At 68.7% G+C, this 15,233-nt stretch carries 15 protein-coding genes and 4 pseudogenes; 13 read left to right on the top strand and 6 right to left on the bottom strand.

The features are described 5' to 3' along the window. Positions 1 to 27: 27 nt before the first annotated feature. The 3 genes and pseudogenes from IE198_RS29740 to IE198_RS29750 all read left to right on the top strand — a co-directional run. The gene (locus tag IE198_RS29740; RefSeq protein WP_189892180.1) at positions 28 to 459 is read left to right on the top strand and encodes a tellurite resistance TerB family protein; all 432 of its coding nucleotides are present in this window, start codon (positions 28 to 30) and stop codon (positions 457 to 459) included. 174 nt (positions 460 to 633) lie between these two features. Further along, complete coding sequence (locus tag IE198_RS29745; protein WP_229834468.1) at positions 634 to 1,629, top strand: aminoglycoside phosphotransferase family protein; 996 nt, start codon at positions 634 to 636, stop codon at positions 1,627 to 1,629. Further along, positions 1,560 to 2,367: pseudogene (locus IE198_RS29750) on the top strand (IS701 family transposase); the annotation flags it as partial. The gene IE198_RS29745 and the pseudogene IE198_RS29750, both read left to right, overlap by 70 nt. 27 nt (positions 2,368 to 2,394) lie before the next feature. Here the strand turns inward: IE198_RS29750 and IE198_RS29755 are convergent. Next, on the bottom strand, positions 2,395 to 2,832 hold the full coding sequence (locus IE198_RS29755) for a PaaI family thioesterase (protein WP_229834469.1): 438 nt from the start codon (positions 2,830 to 2,832) through the stop codon (positions 2,395 to 2,397). A gap of 183 nt (positions 2,833 to 3,015) precedes the next feature. On the opposite strand from IE198_RS29755, the pseudogene IE198_RS35695 reads away from it, so the two are divergent. The 3 genes and pseudogenes from IE198_RS35695 to IE198_RS36745 form a co-directional block, all read left to right on the top strand. Beyond that, positions 3,016 to 3,305, top strand: a pseudogene (locus IE198_RS35695) (IS1380 family transposase); the annotation flags it as partial. A 324-nt stretch (positions 3,306 to 3,629) separates the two neighbouring features. After that, a complete protein-coding gene (locus tag IE198_RS29760) occupies positions 3,630 to 4,232 on the top strand; it encodes a hypothetical protein (protein ID WP_189892182.1) in 603 nt (200 codons plus the stop codon). Between the two features lie 43 nt (positions 4,233 to 4,275). Continuing rightward, positions 4,276 to 4,596 (top strand): hypothetical protein, encoded by a 321-nt coding sequence (locus IE198_RS36745; protein WP_189892184.1) that lies wholly within the window; start codon positions 4,276 to 4,278, stop codon positions 4,594 to 4,596. Here the strand turns inward: IE198_RS36745 and IE198_RS37020 are convergent. Next, positions 4,589 to 4,978, bottom strand: a complete 390-nt coding sequence (locus IE198_RS37020; RefSeq protein WP_506417284.1) for a hypothetical protein — start codon at positions 4,976 to 4,978, stop codon at positions 4,589 to 4,591. The genes IE198_RS36745 and IE198_RS37020 overlap by 8 nt on opposite strands. Here IE198_RS37020 and IE198_RS36955 point away from each other — a divergent pair. Beyond that, positions 4,939 to 5,147 (top strand): annotated as a pseudogene (locus IE198_RS36955) (IS256 family transposase); the annotation flags it as partial. The gene IE198_RS37020 and the pseudogene IE198_RS36955 overlap by 40 nt on opposite strands. Here the strand turns inward: IE198_RS36955 and IE198_RS29770 are convergent. Further along, a complete protein-coding gene (locus IE198_RS29770; RefSeq protein ID WP_189892186.1) occupies positions 5,087 to 5,245 on the bottom strand; it encodes a hypothetical protein in 159 nt (52 codons plus the stop codon). The pseudogene IE198_RS36955 and the gene IE198_RS29770 overlap by 61 nt on opposite strands. 463 nt (positions 5,246 to 5,708) lie before the next feature. Between IE198_RS29770 and IE198_RS29775 the strand changes: the two genes are divergently transcribed. Beyond that, positions 5,709 to 7,004: a phytase gene (locus tag IE198_RS29775; protein WP_373300018.1), complete on the top strand. Its 1,296-nt coding sequence runs from the start codon at positions 5,709 to 5,711 to the stop codon at positions 7,002 to 7,004. A gap of 256 nt (positions 7,005 to 7,260) precedes the next feature. After that, a complete protein-coding gene (locus tag IE198_RS29780) occupies positions 7,261 to 8,619 on the top strand; it encodes an alkaline phosphatase PhoX (protein WP_189892191.1) in 1,359 nt (452 codons plus the stop codon). A 345-nt stretch (positions 8,620 to 8,964) separates the two neighbouring features. Here the strand turns inward: IE198_RS29780 and IE198_RS29785 are convergent. Then, positions 8,965 to 9,819 (bottom strand): annotated as a pseudogene (locus IE198_RS29785) (IS5 family transposase). 174 nt (positions 9,820 to 9,993) lie between these two features. On the opposite strand from IE198_RS29785, the gene IE198_RS29790 reads away from it, so the two are divergent. The 3 genes from IE198_RS29790 to IE198_RS29800 all read left to right on the top strand — a co-directional run bounded on the left by IE198_RS29790 (position 9,994) and on the right by IE198_RS29800 (position 13,520). Then, entirely contained in the window at positions 9,994 to 11,286 is a 1,293-nt protein-coding gene (locus IE198_RS29790) for a PucR family transcriptional regulator (RefSeq protein ID WP_189892193.1), read from the top strand. A gap of 333 nt (positions 11,287 to 11,619) precedes the next feature. Beyond that, positions 11,620 to 11,901 (top strand): hypothetical protein, encoded by a 282-nt coding sequence (locus tag IE198_RS29795; RefSeq protein ID WP_189892196.1) that lies wholly within the window; start codon positions 11,620 to 11,622, stop codon positions 11,899 to 11,901. Next, positions 11,901 to 13,520, top strand: coding sequence for a sodium/solute symporter (locus IE198_RS29800; RefSeq protein ID WP_189892198.1), 1,620 nt, complete (start codon positions 11,901 to 11,903; stop codon positions 13,518 to 13,520). The genes IE198_RS29795 and IE198_RS29800 overlap by 1 nt, the downstream gene beginning before the upstream one ends. Positions 13,521 to 13,843: 323 nt before the next feature. On the opposite strand, the gene IE198_RS29805 is transcribed toward IE198_RS29800, so the two are convergent. Then, a complete protein-coding gene (locus IE198_RS29805; protein ID WP_189892276.1) occupies positions 13,844 to 14,020 on the bottom strand; it encodes a YrhB domain-containing protein in 177 nt (58 codons plus the stop codon). Then, the gene (locus tag IE198_RS29810) at positions 14,017 to 14,316 is read right to left on the bottom strand and encodes a hypothetical protein (RefSeq protein WP_189892200.1); all 300 of its coding nucleotides are present in this window, start codon (positions 14,314 to 14,316) and stop codon (positions 14,017 to 14,019) included. Before IE198_RS29810 ends, IE198_RS29805 begins: the two co-directional genes overlap by 4 nt. Positions 14,317 to 14,638: 322 nt before the next feature. On the opposite strand from IE198_RS29810, the gene IE198_RS29815 reads away from it, so the two are divergent. Next, positions 14,639 to 14,824: a hypothetical protein gene (locus tag IE198_RS29815; RefSeq protein ID WP_189892202.1), complete on the top strand. Its 186-nt coding sequence runs from the start codon at positions 14,639 to 14,641 to the stop codon at positions 14,822 to 14,824. Positions 14,825 to 15,233 lie beyond the last annotated feature (409 nt).

A 15,233-nucleotide genomic window follows, 5' to 3' on the forward strand; every position in this document is an offset into this window, starting at 1 on the left:
TTCACCTCAAAGGGAAAACTGACCTTCATGCCTATATCCACAGACTCTGCCGAATCGATCCACCAGAAGGTGACCATGGTTCATGCCATGATGCTCGTCTGCTTCATCGACGGACCTATGGCATCGCAGCAGATTGCGTTGATCGAGTCGTATGCAAAAGGCCTGCCGGAGTTCCACGGGCGGGACTTCCAGCAGTACTACCAGGCTGCCAAGGTCAAGGCCACCGAAGCCCGTGGCAGTCTGGACCGGGCCATCGCCTTCGTCAGCGCCGTCGAATCCAAGGAGCTGCGGCACAAGACCTTCCACTGTTGCCTTGAGCTGGCACACGCAGCCGGAGTGCCGAGTGGCGCGCAGGAGAGCCTGTTGGCCGCCATCCGGGACACTCTCGAAATCGAGAGCGAACTCGCCCACACGATGCAGGAGGTCATCGCGGCGAAGTTCGATCACACAATCTTGTGAGAGGCGTGGGCGATCTCATCATCGACGTCGCCAGGGCCCGGCGATCGGCGCCCTGATCCACCTCACGACGCGTTAGTACTCCAGCTGCGGATCGCGATTCGTAGTGCGGGCCGGGTGGCGGCAGCGCCGGCTTGGGCTTGGTGACTGCGGCGGGCTGGCGCGTAGGGTGCCGGGATGATCGCGATGCCAGAGGAGTTCGCACAGAGCACTGTCGACCGCGAGGGGGAGGTCGGGGAGGCATGGCTCGCCGAGCTGCCCGGGCTCGTGGAGGAGTTGCTGGGGCGCTGGGGGTGCGTGCCGGATGGGGCGGTCATGCACGGGGGTGTTGGCGTCATCGTTCCGGTACGGCGGCGGGCTGAGGAGAGCGCCGTGCTGAAGGTGTCGTTTCCGCATCCCGGCAACGTCCATGAGCCGGATGCGTTCGTTGCGTGGGACGGGCGCGGCGCCGTCCTGCTGCATGAGCGCGACGACGAACTGTTCGCGATGCTGCTGGAGCGGGTTCAGCCGTCGACCCTGGCGGAGGTCGAGGACGGTGACGAGGTGGTGACGGTCGCCGGGCGGCTCAATCGCCGCCTGGCCATCCCCGCACCGCCCGGCCTGCCCCGGCTGCGTGAGCAGGCCGATGCGTGGGAGGAGCAGTTGCGCAAGGACGCCGAGGAGCTGGCGCATGCATTGCCGCGTCAGGTGCTGGATGTCGCCGTGGGGACCGTTCGGGAGCTCGGTCGGGCCCAGCCGGACACGCTCATCCATGGCGACCTGCATGCACGGAACATCCTGCGTGCCGGCCGAGAGCCGTGGCTGGCTGTCGACCCCAAGGGGTACGTGGGAGATCCCGCCTACGACGGCGGCACACTGTTGAAGTCCCGCGCGCTGACGCTCCTTGAAGCGGATGACCTGAGCAAGGCTGTCCACCGCGTCTTGGACGTCTTCGCAGAGGCCGCGGAACTCGACCGTGAACGCGTCCAGCGGTGGGCCCAGTTCCATGCCGTCCAGGCTGCATTCTGGGGTCGTCGTCACGGTTTTCGTATCGCCCGCCGTGGACCACGTCTGGACTGGCTCACCGAGTTCGCCGACCGCCTGGCGGAGTTGCTCACCGAACGCGCTGCCGGGCCGCGGGGCTCGGCGAGGACACCGTCTTCGCGACCAAGCCGGACCGGGCCCTCAGGATGATCGAACGGTTCTGGGACGCCGGACACCGCGTTGGCCGGGTCAGGGGTGACGAGGTCCATGGCGGCAACCCGAGACTGCGTGCGGCGCTGGAGGAGCGCGGCATCGGCTATGTCCTTGCCGTTGCCTGCTCGGCCGAAATGGCCACTGGTGCGGGCACGTTCCGCGCCGATGTCCGGGTGAAGAAGGTGACGAAGCGGGCCTGGCAGAAAGTATCGGCCGGACGCGGTGCGAAGGGACAACGGTTCTACGAGTGGGCAGTCCTCGACCTCGTCGACCCGATGCCGGGCAGCCACCAGCTCCTGATCCGCCGCAACCGCACCACCGGCGAACTCGCCTATTACCGCTGCCACTCCACCGAGCCAGTCCCGCTGACCGTGCTGGTCAAGACCGCTGGTTCGAGGTGGCGTGTGGAAGAGACCTTCCAGGCCGAGAAAGGGCTGGCGGAAACTCGACGAGCACCAGGGCCGCCGCTACCGCTCTTGGACCCGCTGGGTCACCCTCGCGATGCTCGGCCACGCCTTCCTCCCGGTGGTCCGTGCCGACGAACACACCCGCACCCCCGCCCCGGACGGCCCGGTCCCGCTGTCCTGCAACGAGATCCAGTGCCTGTTCATCACCCTCACCGTGCAGACTCGCCACGACATGGCCTACCGGCTCGGCTGGTCGCACAGGCGACGGCTACATCAGCAGCGATCACGCACCAGCCATTACCGGCGACAAGCCGCATCCCAGACATGAAGGTCACGATCTACGGCGGGGCACTCATCAGGAAATGTTCTTGATCCGTGCGGTCGCGGTCGCCACGGCAACGGTCTTCCCGTTGGGGTCCACGAGTTCTCCAGCCAGAAAACACACCTCGTTGCCGCGTTGTACGACGCGCCCTCGTCCGACAAGACGTCCCGGGCGGGCAGGGCGGAGGAACTGGACATGGAGATCCAAGGTTGGCGCGAACTGGCCGGCGGGCAAGGTCGCGACCAGCGCCGGACCCAACGTGTCGTCGAGCATGGCGGCCAGGAAGCCGCCTTGCACCACCCCTGCCGGGTTCAGGAACTGTTCGCCTGCCTGAAAGGCAACCTCGATGGTTCCCCGCTCCGGATCGACGGCGATCAATTCCCAGCCCAGGGTCACCGCCGCGGCCGGTGGCGGGATCCGCCCGTCCTGGACATCCCAGAACAGGCCCTGCCTATGTGCCTCCATGGTCATGGCGACGACCCTACGACGCGGTAGCCGTCCCTGTCTCGCGGTCGGCCCTGACCAAGAAGATCGCGATCTACAGCTGGAGTATTGGGTTGAGCTCATCGTCTGCCCGATGACTGGAAAGCTCCGCCGGCCCGCAACGCGCTCGTCCCGTAACCCGCTCACATCCCGCCCGAGCTGCGGAAGGCCCCGGTCGCCGGCCTGCTGCGGCCGGGCAACGCGGGCAGCAACAACGCCGTCGGCCGGCGCCGGCCCAGCTGCCGAAGAAGGACCGGTGCGGACGCCGCACCCTGATTCGTACCGATTTCGGCGGCGCCAAGCATGACTTCCTGAAGTGGCTGACCGCCCGCGGACGGTTGTCGTATCCGGTAGGCATGGTGGTCACTTACGCCATCCGCCGGACCGTGCTGAAGGACCCGCTTCTGAGTGGACCCCAGCCGTAGAGCCGGACGGCGAGATCCCGCGACGGCGCCTGGGTCTTCCCCCGAACGGCCTGGTCCCGTCTCCCGCCCTTTCAGCGGGACCTCAAACTCTTCGGCGGGGCGTTCGCTGATCATGACCGGGTGTTGCAACGACTCCTGGAACCCAAGGACCCGGTGGCGGGCCGCCCGATGTGCGTGGACGCCAGGCACACCCGCGCGCGGACGGGCAGGAGGAGTAGCGGTTGCTCTGCCGCGAGCATCGCGTGCCCCCGATGCTGGATCCCTGCCGGCTGCCTCGAATCCCCTCGCGGGGGGCCAGACAGCTCAAGCAGCGCCGCCGCTCACTCGCAGCCATGCCGTCCAGAAGAGGAATGCACGACGATGAAGAGATCCCGCCGATTCAGCCCCCTGGCCAGGACACCGAAGGCGCTGGGTGTACTGGCCGCCGTCTCGGTACTGGCCGCCGGCGCGCTTACGGGCGCCGTGCCCGCGAGCGCGAACGGAGCGCTCCTGGTCAACCCGGGCTTCGAGAGCGGCCCGTGGGGGTGGTCTTCGGTCACCACCGACTTCAACTACCAGACCGTCAACAACTCCCCCTACCCCGCCGCGCATGCGGGCACCGGCAAGGCGGTGCTCGGCGCAAGCGGCCGGTACGGCATGGAACGCATCTCCCAGCGCGTCACCCTGGCCGCAGGCCAGGGGTACGCCCTGTCGTTCTGGACGCACATCCGGCGGCAACCCGTCGAGCATGTCGCCTTCCGTCAGCTCGAGGTGACGCTTTCGTCGGGGGGTGTCCACCAAACCGTCGTCACGCGCACGAACAAGGACTGGAACACCGGGTACGAGCGCATTTCCGTGCCCGTTCCCAGCCAGTGGGTTTCGTCGGCACCGCGAGAGATGACGATTTCCTTCACGGTCACCGAGGACATGTACAACCAGACGCCCATCCTCATCGACGACGTGTCACTCGACCCGATGGGATGACGGGCGGCGACGTCGTCGATCGGGCGGACGTAGCAGTGGGGTTGTGGCCCAGCAGCAGGGGAGGACCAACGGGGTCACACACGCTGGATCGATGATCGGGGCAAATGACCTTAGTGAAGGAAACCACCTGCGATTCCACAGACAGATCTGGGAAAAAAGGGGCATGGTGATGAAGGTGGACCCGCCGGATAACAGGGCGGACGTCGACTCCTCGGGTCAAGGCCTCCTACTGAGGATCTCAGGCCTCGAGGCCGACACCACGCACACCCACCCGAAGAACGCACAGGAGCAGAGCATGCAGGAGGGCGATTTCACCTCGACGGTCGTCGACCTGTTGTTGTCGAGGTTTGTCACCCTCAGCTGAGTCCCGCAGGGAACTGGTTGCTGGATGCCGCCGGTGCACCGCCCTCTCCGGACAGTGTCACCGTCGACCCGGCACAGACCACTTGGCCCGCCTGGTGGCGGCCCGACCCGTTGCAGCCCGCAGATTGCTGCTGCTGCCTGATCTGACCGATCACCGATATCGAATTGGCCACCCTGGCACGGGAGTTGATGTTGGGGTTGGCCTGCTGATTGGCGATGAACCGCTGGTGGTCTGCCTCAAGCCTGGCCAGCCCGTTGCACCTCGACGACTCGTTGCCCTGCCGCCGGCCGGCATGGTTCGGGTCTCGAGCACGAGTCCGTCGAGGAGCCGGCCGCTGGTGCGCTGCCGTCGGCCGCGTCGTACGAACAGTTCGTATCGCGATGCTGGTCCCGGGCCCGCAGCGGGGGCCTGCAGCTGACCGGGGAGGGTGGGCTGTTGCAGCAGCTTTCCAGGCGAGTGCTGGGTCCGGAGAGAGCACCGACCATGTCGGCTACGAGAAGCACCATCCGGCCGGGAAGAACAACGGCAACAGCCGCAACGGCACTCGGTCGTCGCGCAGCCCGGCCATGCCCTCGCGCCGGCGGGCGGCGGTGCCGGCCGTCTCGCTCGGCTCGAGGGTGCTGGGAGTCGGCGGCTCCCGCCGGCGCAAGCCCCCATCGGGCCGGACCGCCCTCATCATGTCGGCCGTGCTCCGCCACGACCAGCGGCTTTCCGATGTGGCGGGCGGCCACGACATCCCGCCTCCACCGTGCGCCGCTGGCTGCTGGAGGTCGTCGGCCTGCTCGCCGCCCCTCGCCCGTGCAGGTAGCTCGTGCTCGCGCCTGGTGGGCCGGCGAGTCGCCGGCGCGGTTCGTCGAGTCGGAGGCATGTGACTTCCTGCCTCCCGACCTGCGAAGAAGACGTTGGTCATGACTTGATCAGCGTCTGGGCTGAGGCGGGGGATGGGGCGCCCAAGTGCTCACTCCCAAGGCATGGCCTCGTCACCGGACAGCGGCCAGCGCTTCACCTTCGGCACCGATGATCTCGGCGGCCCAACCGGGATCACTACCCGGCGTTGCCCCACCGGGTCTTGTCCGTCGTTCTTCCCCCTTCGTGGAGGTACTGTGCGCAACCTGCGTGGGACACAGTTGGCCGCGATCGTCGCGGCCCTGACCAGCGTGGCGGTCCTGCCCACGTCGGCCCAGGCCGACTCCGGGCTTTCGAGCCTGACCGCCACCACCGAGACCCCGGCCCTGTACGGCGACGACGCCGGCGGCAACGCCGACGCCGACGACCCGGCGATCTGGCGCAACGCCGCAGACCCGGACGCCAGCCTGGTGATCGCCACCGCCAAGGAAGGCGGCCTGCGCGTGTACGACCTGGCCGGCAAGGAGGTGCAGTCGATACCGGCGCCGCCCGCCCCGACCCCCGACGACAAGCCGGGCCGCTTCAACAACGTGGACCTGGTCTCCGGATTCCCGCTGCCGACCGGCCGTGCCGATGTCGCCGTCGTCACCGACCGCGGCCGCGACCACCTGCGCGTCTACCGCATCACCCCGGGCGCCGCCCAGCCGCTGACGGACATCACCGACCCGGACGCCCCGCTGGTCTTCTCCAAGACCCTGGACGAGGTCAACGACCAGACCACCCCCTACGGTCTGGCCACCTGGAAGGACAGGTCCACCGGGCGCTCCTACGCAGTGGTCAGTCAGCGCAGCCGCACCCGGCTGGCCCTGCTGGAGCTGAGGACGACCGCCACCGGAGCGGTCACTTACCAGCAGGTGCGCACCTACGACCTGCCGTCCTCCTTCACCCTCCCCAACGGCCGGTCCTGGACCCCGTGCGCCGACCCCGGTGACCTCCCGCAGGTCGAGGGCATGGTCGTGGATCCGGTGAACAAGGTGCTCTACGCCGGCCAGGAGGACATCGGCATCTGGCGGATGCCCGCCGACCTCGGCGGCAAGCCGAAGCTGATCGACAAGGTGCGGGAGTACGGCGTCCCCGGGACCTACGACGAGGCGACCGAGGAGTGCGTCGCGGGCGTGGACCCCGGCTACGGAGGTACGCACCTGTCCGCCGACGTCGAGGGTCTGACCATCCTCGACGAGGGCGATGGTGACGGTTACCTGCTTTCCTCCAGCCAGGGCGACAACACCTTCGCCGCGTACGACCGCGAAGTGGCGGACCACAACGAGTACGAGAGCGGCTTCCGTATCGCCACCGGCACCGTCGACGGCTCCGAGGAGTGCGACGGCGCCGCCGTGCTGAACGCCCCCCTGGGCTCCCGCTACCCGAACGGTCTGCTCGTGGTGCAGGACGGGCACAACACCCCGGACGAGAAGGACGCGGACGGGCAGGTCCGGAACAACACCAACTTCAAGTTCGTCGACCTGGGCAAGGTCACGAACGCGCTGGACGGGGACGACTGAGTCTGCGTCACTCCAGTGATCAACACGTACGCCTCCGCCACATACGGCGGAGGCGCACGTGTTGCCGTTGATCTGCCTTGGTCGCACCGCCGCAGTTCCGCCCGTTGGAGAGGACGGCCGCCCCTGGCCCGGACGGTCTCCGAACGGTGGCTGAAAGAGGTTCTCCCAACGCTCACTTTCCGTTGGGAAAGGGACCGAGCGACTGCTCCTAGGCTGACTCGCGCCGCCCCCGGTCAGATGCATCGAGAGGACTCCAATGACAGACAAGTCCGCCGGAAGAGCGACCGGTTCCGGTTTTGAACGACGCACCCTCCTGCGCGGGGCTGCCGTGGCTGCGGCCGCGTCCGTCCCCTTCCAGGCCCTCACGGCGCGGACAGCTGCAGCCGCGCCGGTCAAGCTGGAGTTCGATGCCGGGTACGGCCCGCTGCGCCCGGTCAAGGACCAGGCGACCGGCCTGGAACTGCTGCAGCTGCCGCGCGGGTTCGAGTACATCTCCTACGGCTGGACCAACGACCTCATGGACGACGGGGTGCCCACCCCGAGTGCGCACGACGGAATGGCCGCCTTCCGGTACGGGGACCGGGTCCACCTCGTCCGCAACCACGAGCGCGGCGCCGGACCCGCCTTCACCGCCCCCGCCTACAACCCCGAAGCCGGCGGCGGCACCACCACCCTGGTCTTCGACCCGGACGCCGGCCAGTGGCTGGAGTCCTACGGCAGCCTCGGCGGCACCATCCGCAACTGCGCCGGCGGTCCCACCCCGTGGAACACCTGGCTCACCTGCGAGGAGACCTTCTCCACGACCGCCGGCAAGCGGCACGGCTACATTTTCGAGGTGGCCTCGGAGGGCAAGGGCAACCCTGAGCCCTACAGGGCCATGGGGCGGTTCAACCACGAGGCCGTCGCCATCGACCCGGCGACCGGCCATGTCTACGAGACCGAGGACCGCGGCGACGCCTCGCTCTACCGGTTCGTTCCGGCGGTCCCGGGCGAGCTGTCCAAGGGTGGCCGACTCGAGGCCCTGCGTATCGGCACCACCACGTACGACACCCGCGGCGACAGGGAGAAGGCCTACGGCACCGTCTCCTGGGTGCCCGTGGACGACGTCGACCCGGCGACGGACACGGTGCGGCTCCAGGCACAGGCGAACGGCGCTGCGGTGTTCAGCCGCCTTGAGGGCGCCTGGTACGGCAACGACCGCATCTACGTGATCACGACCGACGGTGGTCCCGCCCGCCAAGGCCAGGTCTTCGAACTCGACCCGGCAACCGACGAGTTCCAGGTGCTCTTCGCTTCCCCGGGCTCCGACGTCCTCAACGCGCCGGACAACATGTGCGTCAGTCCCCGCGGCGGCCTGGTGCTCTGCGAGGACGGCGGCGGCACCGAGTACGTCCACGGACTCACCGTGGAGGGCGAGATCTTCCGCCTCGCCGCCAACAACGTGGACCTGCGAGGCGGGACCGCAGGCAAGAACGTCGCGGCGGCCGACCACCGGGGCTCCGAGTGGGCCGGTTCGGTCTTCGAGCCGAAGAACGGCAACTGGCTGTTCGTGAACATCCAGACCCCCGGCATCACGTTCGCGATCACCGGCCCCTGGTCCCAGGGAGCCCTCTGAGACGTCAGCCAGGCGCGCCGTCCGCTCATCTGGCGCGCAGGGCTCGGCCGGGCGGCTGCGAGGCCGAGGACGTAGGCCGTGTGCATCCAGGCCCGCAGCACCGCATCCCATTCGTAAACAGCCTTGGGGTCCTGCAGAATTGACGCAAGCATCGCCTCGTTGGTGATCGCCCACGGAGGGGGATTCGTTGAGTGCCGAGCAGTGGTCGCGGCTTGTGTACGTCGTTCTTGGGCTGGTGTCACTCGCCCTGGTCGTGGGGGTGGGCATCGCCCTGTTCCGCGCCGGATCGTGACCGGGCCGGCGCTACATGCCAGATTCCTGGCTCCGAACGAGGTTCCCAGCCGGCTATGTGGCTGGCGCATGCCGAGGCTCGGGTTCGACCGCACTCCCAGGCGCTCGTGCTGTGAGTCGGCGGTGGCCGATGAGGGCTGCGGCTATGCCATCGAAGGCGAGGAAGTGGTGGGCCTTGCGTTCGTAGCTGCGGTGCAGGGCTCGGCATCCAGCGAGCCAGGACACTGTCCTCTCAACAACCCAGCGGTGTCGGCCAAGGCGCTATGCGAGGATTCGATGCCCTTGCGAGCGATGCGGTGGCGGATGCGCCGCTGACGAAGCCATCAGCGCAGGCGGTCGTAGTCGTAGCCCGTGTCGGCATGGAGCTTGGCCGGGCGCCGACGACGCGGGCGACGTCGGGGCGGATGGGCGGGATCCCGCGCACGAGCGGCTTCAGGCCGAGACGGTCATGAATGTTGGCACCGGAGATACCCGAGACATGGGCAGTCCGTTCCGGTGCGTGATCAGGTGGACTTTCGATCCACTCCTGTCACGGTCGGTCCGATTCGGTCCGGTCAGTGGCCCTCTTTTCCGGCCCGCACGCTGACCGAGGCGATTGCGCACCGCGACCAGTCCGGCTCGCCGAGCGCCGAGTTCGTCGAGGATGACCCGGTGCCCTGGCCGAGAGCCTGGCCCGGCTCCACTGGGTGAAGCGCCGGTGGACCGTCGGCCAGGCCGGGACGAACACCGGCGGCAACTGCCGCCAAGTCCAGCCCGAGGTGGCCACGAAGATGATCGCTGCCGGCGTCTCGCGGTCACCGGCCCGTCGTCGGTCCCCACCCTGGGGCGTTTCACCTCCGTCGGCGGCACCACCCGACGGAACAGCACCCATAACCCGTCGGGTACAAACCGCTCAGCCAGACCCGTCATGTACGGCTCAATGAAGATCGCACCAAAGGAACGGTGTATTAGCATGTGGGCTTCTTGAAGGGTGCGCGCCGCCACACGCCCATCGCCCCTCGAGCACCCATACCTGCGACGCGCAGCACAAGACATGGCGACCCGCCGTGGTGTCCTTGCACGCCCCGTCCGTCTGGAGGGTCCATGCACACCAGTTCCGTCGGTGGCGCGGTTCGCCCCCGCGTCACCACCGTCGGTCCGCTGCCCCAAGCCGCCGCCGACTCCTCGCCGCTCCAACTGTTCGACCACGCCTGCCGGCGTCTTCTTTGGCGGGGCACCTCCTTCACCGACCGCGTGGTGCACCAGATCCGCACCGAGGTGCCGCACTACGCCGACCCGGTACTCTCGCCGCCCGACCTCAAGCAGTCCGCGGACACCGGCATCCGCTTCGGGCTGGAGGCCGCCCTCGACCCGGGCCGCATGGTGGACATCGAGCGCTACACCCGTGAGCTCGGCATACGCCGTGCCGAGGAGGGCCGCCCCCTCGACGAGGTGATGCACGCCTTCCGGGTCGCCGGCTCGGAGGTCTGGAACGGGATCATCAGCGTCGTGGAGCGGGACGGGCTCGGCGACCAGCGTCACCTCGTGCACGTGGCGGAGCTGGTGTGGAAGATGAACGACCGCGACGCCGTCCTGGTCGCCGACGCCTACCGCCAGGTCGCCAAGGGCGTGGCCAGCCGGCACGACGAGCGGGTGCGCCTGATCCTCGCCGCCGTCCTGGAGAGCCGTAGCGACCCGGCGTTCATCCAGGACGCCGCGTCGATCCTCAATCTGCCGCCCGACGGACGCTTCGCGGTGGCGGAGCTGCGGGCCACGTCGCCCTTCGGCCGTGCACCCGACGCCGTCCCGGAGATCCGTGGCATGCGCGTCCTGCGCCACGTCGGCGCACAGCGCGATGTGCTCGTCGCCCACCTCGGCGGCCGCCCACTCGACGCGCTCGCCTCCGCCCTCGACGCCGGACCCGGCATGCGCATCGGCATCAGCCCCGTCGTCCACGGCCTGGAGAACCTGCCCCGGGCGCGGGAGATGGCCGGACTGGCCCTGCGCACCTGCCGCGCGGACGGGGAGGTCGCCCGGCTCGACGCCCGTCTGCCCGACGGTCTGCTGGTCTCACGGCCGGACCTGTCCGCCGAGCTGGCCCTGCGGGTCCTCCGGCCGCTGTACGACCTGGAGCCCGCCGACCGCGAAACGCTGATCGACACGCTCGGAGTGTGGATCGAGAAGGGCGGCTCCGCGGTCCAGGCGGCCCGGCACATGCTGTGCCACCGCAACACGGTGCTGAACCGGCTGCGCCGCTTCGAGCAGATTACGGGTCTCGAACTGTCCCGCCCCCGCGATCTCGTACGGCTCACGCTTGCCTTCGACACACTCCAACTGCTCGGGCCGGCGGCCGTCCTCGGCTGCGGGGAAGCCTGGGACTCCGAGCCGGAAAGCTGAAGCCGCACGGCGGTACGCCCGTCTGGCACGCGTAGCCCGCACGGGAGTACGGCCACCTGGCACACGTACGGCTTCACGGCGGTGGACAGCTCCCGGGCACGCCTATCACCATGGCCGGATTCCTTACCGCGGGTGGCCGAATGGGCATCCGCACAATCGCGCCCCTGCGGCGTTGGGAGCGGACAGCGGGGTGCCCGAAGCGCATGGACTGACTGGTCGGTACGTGTTCTGGTGGGCCCTCATCAGGGGGCAATGCCGTCAGGGGCAATGCCTCCGTCAGGCATCGCCCGAGCGAGGCGATGCGTGTGCATCCCTGCCTGCCCGGAGAGCTCCATGGCCCATCAGCACGCCCATCCGCACAGCCCCCCGTTCTATGAAAGACCCCGGCCCCACCGGCCGGGCAGATCCTTCGCGCTCGTCAACGGACTGACCTTCGCGGTCCATCTCCTGCTTGCCTGCGCCGCAGAGGACCTGCTGGCCACCCGTGTCGCCGGACAGATCAACCTCGGCGTCGTCGCCATTCTCGCGCAGGGCTCGCTCCTGTTGTGGACGGCGGCGCGTTACGACCGCGCCGCCCACGAGGAGGCCGCGTACGAGCCGGAGGAGGAGCACTGATGCTTCCTCAGGTCCTGCTCGCCGCAGGATATTCCGACACCCTCGACCTGGACACGGACACCCGCTCCTGGGTTCTCGTCGGCTTCTTCGCCTTCATCGTCCCGATCCTGCTCATCTGCGTGCTCAACGGGCCCGAGCGGGACCGGGTCAACGATTTCTACACGGCGGGCCGCAGGATGCGGCCCTTCCAGGGCGCCCTCGTCCTCACCGGCGTCTACCTCTCCGCCGCGACCGTGCTCGGCACGACGGGAACCGTCGCGGTCTTCGGCTTCGACGGCCTGTTCGTCGCCCTGTGCACCGTGCTGTCGCTCGGCGTCCTGCTCCTGCTGTCCGGCCCGCTGCGGGAACGCGGCACCTACACCCTCGGCGACACGTTCGCCCTGCGGGCCCCAGGGCCCGCGGTCAGGATCGCGGTCGCCGTCGTCACGCTGAGCGCGTGCGTCCCGTATCTGATCGTCCAGCTCTCCGGCGCGGGCAGGACCACCGCCATGCTGCTCGGCCTGTCCGGTCCCGGCGCCGAGCAGACCGCCATCGTCATGATCGGCACCCTCGTCGTCTGCGCCACGGCCTTCGGCGGGATGCGCGGCATGATCGCGATCCAGGTGCTCAAGACGGTGCTCCTGCTCGCCATGGCCGTGGCCGTGGCGGCGGTGCTGCTTCACCGCTTCAACTGGAGCCCCGACTCCCTCATCGAGGCCGCCGGGCGGGGCAGCGGCCGTCCCGAGGGCTATATGCGTCCGGGCCTGCGGTTCGCCGCCAGCAGCCCGGTCGAGGGAACGCTCGACTTCATCGGTCTGATGATCACCGTGGTGCTGGGCGTCGCATGCCTGCCCCATGTCGCCACCCAGCTCAACACCGCGCCCGACGCCGCCGCGGCACGCCGTACGGTCCGCCACACCATCGCCATCGTCGGTGCCATCTGCCTGCTCACCACCGTGCTGGGATTCGGGGCCGCGGCGCTGATCGGCGCCCCGAAGATCCTCGCTGCCGACCCCGGGGCCACCAGCAGCCTGCTGATGCTCACCGGCGATCTGGCGGGCGGCTCGTCGGCGCAGACGGGCGAGGCATGGCTCGTCGTGCTGGTCTCCTGCGCGGTGTTCCTCACCACGCTGGCAGTCGTCGCGAGCGTGACGCTGGCGGCCGCAGGCTCGGTCGCCCACGACCTCGTCACCAACGTCGTCCGCCGCGGGCGCACGACCGAGGGCCGGGAGGTGGCCGCAGCCCGTGTCGCGTCCGCCTTGGTCGGGGTGCTGAGCATCTGCCTCGCGGTATGGGTGCAGGGCTGGAACATGGGCTTCCTGTCCACGGTCTCCCTGGCGGTGGCGAGCTCCTGTCTGCTCCCGGCGCTGGTGTACTCGCTGTTCTGGCGCGGCTTCACGCGCAGGGGGCTGCTGTGGACGCTGTACGGAGGTCTCGGCTGCGCGATCGGGCTCCAGGTCCTGAGCCCCGTCTTCTCCGGCAGCCCGATGGCACTGTTCCCGGAGTGGGACATCACCTGGTTCCCGCTGCAGACGGTCGCCCTGGTGTCGCTGCCCGTCGCGTTCCTGCTCGGCTGGCTGGGAAGCGTCACGGGACAGCGGCGTCCGGCCGCGTTGCCGGAGCAGCCCGTCAGGGTCTGAGGCACGAATACGGCGGCCGGTGGAGCGCCCTCACACGCTCCACCGGCCGCCGCCCCCGTGCCGGGTTCAGCCTGCGGCGATCTCGTCGATACGCCGGCGCAGGCGCGCATCCCGTGCAGCCACCGGTCGGATCCTGCACAGGCTCCGCCACAGCGCCCTGACACACGACGTCAAGGGCGGCACCTCCACCCCTGATGCTGGTAGCCCGCTCCTGCCACGCCTCCGTCCGCTCCCTGGAGCGGTACGCCCGCCTCGGCGTCGACGCTGTCGCCCGGCGCGTCGCCGAACGCGACCCGGCCGCCCGCCGCCGCAGGTGCACCAAATCACGTCAGAGTGCGTGGGAACTCCTCGGACTGCCAGGAGACGATCCACACCAGCTCGTACTCCTCGACACGGGCCACAGTCATCCGCATCGCGTCCACACTTACAGCCCGCCGCTGCTGACAGTCGCGCTCCAACTGTTCTTCGACGGCCCGAACGGCGGTTTCTCGCTCGATCAGGCGTTCAGCATCCCGTACGGGCCGCTCTCTCGACCAGAGCTTGCCGTATAGCGCCTGCCCTCAGTCGGGGCGGGCTCCGCGACGGGGACGACTCGGCCGGTCCAGGCCCAGGGTTCTTGGCGGTCCCAGGTCACTTCGACAGTGGTGTCGTGGAAGTCGCGTGCGAGTTTCTTCAGCGTCGTGGCGGCGGCAGCCAGCGCCGCTTCGGGTTCGAGCAGCCCGTCGCTGAGGCGTCCACAGAGCATGCCGCCTTCCACCATGAGGATGCTGTGGCGCCAGCCCTCCGGCGTCGCCATCACAACGATTCCCTTCGGCAGGCCAAAGGGAGGCTGCTTCCTCTTCTTTCGTCTCGCCACGCAGCCATCCAACACGACGCGACGGACAGCCTCGGAGTTTGGGCCTGGCCCATGCGCCACGACCGGGCCTTGCGCCTGTCCTGAGTCTCGGGGGTTCGGCGGTGGGTCCGCACCCTCCCACCACATCAGAGTCATCAAGCTCGAGAAGCCGGGGCAGACCCTATGGCCGGGCAGCAACAGCATCGATCCCAGACGCTCGCAACCTGCGAGCCAGGAACTCCATCTCGGGCATCGTGCCTGAGTAGCTTCCGGTCACGACCTCGTGCAGCACGGACTTGACGTCGGCCAGACCAATGCCGAGTTCGGCACGCAGAACGCGCATGATCGCGGTATTGCTTGCCGTCGGATCCAGCTGGAGCCGCGCTGGTCCATGCTCGGAGAGCAGCCGAACTCGCAGCTCAGCAGGCAGATCACCCCCGCACGCAGCCACCTCGAAGCCGCAGGCTGAGCGCCTGGATTCCGTGTCCCAGCGCAAGGAGTCGTTCACCAGAGCCTGTGCTGTGGTGTCCTGCTCATCGGGGCCTCCAGGTGGAGGGGTTCAGTGGTTGTCGTCGCGCTGACTCTCTTGGCCTGGATTTCGGAGCCGAATCGTCTGAGTCGGGGCCTCGGTCGGGTCGGCTGCAATCCAGTCCTCAGCGCACTTCCCTGTCGAGTTCTTCTGTTCGCCGCACACGAGCCGGCGGCAACAACCGGCTTCGCGATCTCCCACGACCCGTCCGGAGCGATCCAACCCCCAAGCACTCCTCAACGACCAGCAGCCATGCAGGACATGGTCCAAGAGGGCGGTACGTGAGTTGATGTCCGTCTCGGCTTGGGGCGCAGCTCGGGCGGAGCGACCGGTCGCGAGGGCGTGCTTG

The sequence above is a fragment of the Streptomyces xantholiticus genome (genome assembly GCF_014651015.1).
Lineage (GTDB): Bacteria > Actinomycetota > Actinomycetes > Streptomycetales > Streptomycetaceae > Streptomyces > Streptomyces xantholiticus.

Excerpts from the sequence above, each read along its gene's own strand:
- IE198_RS29740 (WP_189892180.1), top strand. The coding sequence starts at position 28 with ATGCCTATATCCACAGACTCTGCCGAATCGATCCACCAGAAGGTGACC.
- IE198_RS29745 (WP_229834468.1), top strand. The coding sequence starts at position 634 with ATGATCGCGATGCCAGAGGAGTTCGCACAGAGCACTGTCGACCGCGAG.
- IE198_RS29755 (WP_229834469.1), bottom strand. The coding sequence starts at position 2,832 with ATGACCATGGAGGCACATAGGCAGGGCCTGTTCTGGGATGTCCAGGAC.
- IE198_RS29760 (WP_189892182.1), top strand. The coding sequence starts at position 3,630 with ATGAAGAGATCCCGCCGATTCAGCCCCCTGGCCAGGACACCGAAGGCG.
- IE198_RS29780 (WP_189892191.1), top strand. The coding sequence starts at position 7,261 with ATGACAGACAAGTCCGCCGGAAGAGCGACCGGTTCCGGTTTTGAACGA.
- IE198_RS29790 (WP_189892193.1), top strand. The coding sequence starts at position 9,994 with ATGCACACCAGTTCCGTCGGTGGCGCGGTTCGCCCCCGCGTCACCACC.
- IE198_RS29795 (WP_189892196.1), top strand. The coding sequence starts at position 11,620 with ATGGCCCATCAGCACGCCCATCCGCACAGCCCCCCGTTCTATGAAAGA.
- IE198_RS29800 (WP_189892198.1), top strand. The coding sequence starts at position 11,901 with ATGCTTCCTCAGGTCCTGCTCGCCGCAGGATATTCCGACACCCTCGAC.
- IE198_RS29810 (WP_189892200.1), bottom strand. The coding sequence starts at position 14,316 with ATGGCGACGCCGGAGGGCTGGCGCCACAGCATCCTCATGGTGGAAGGC.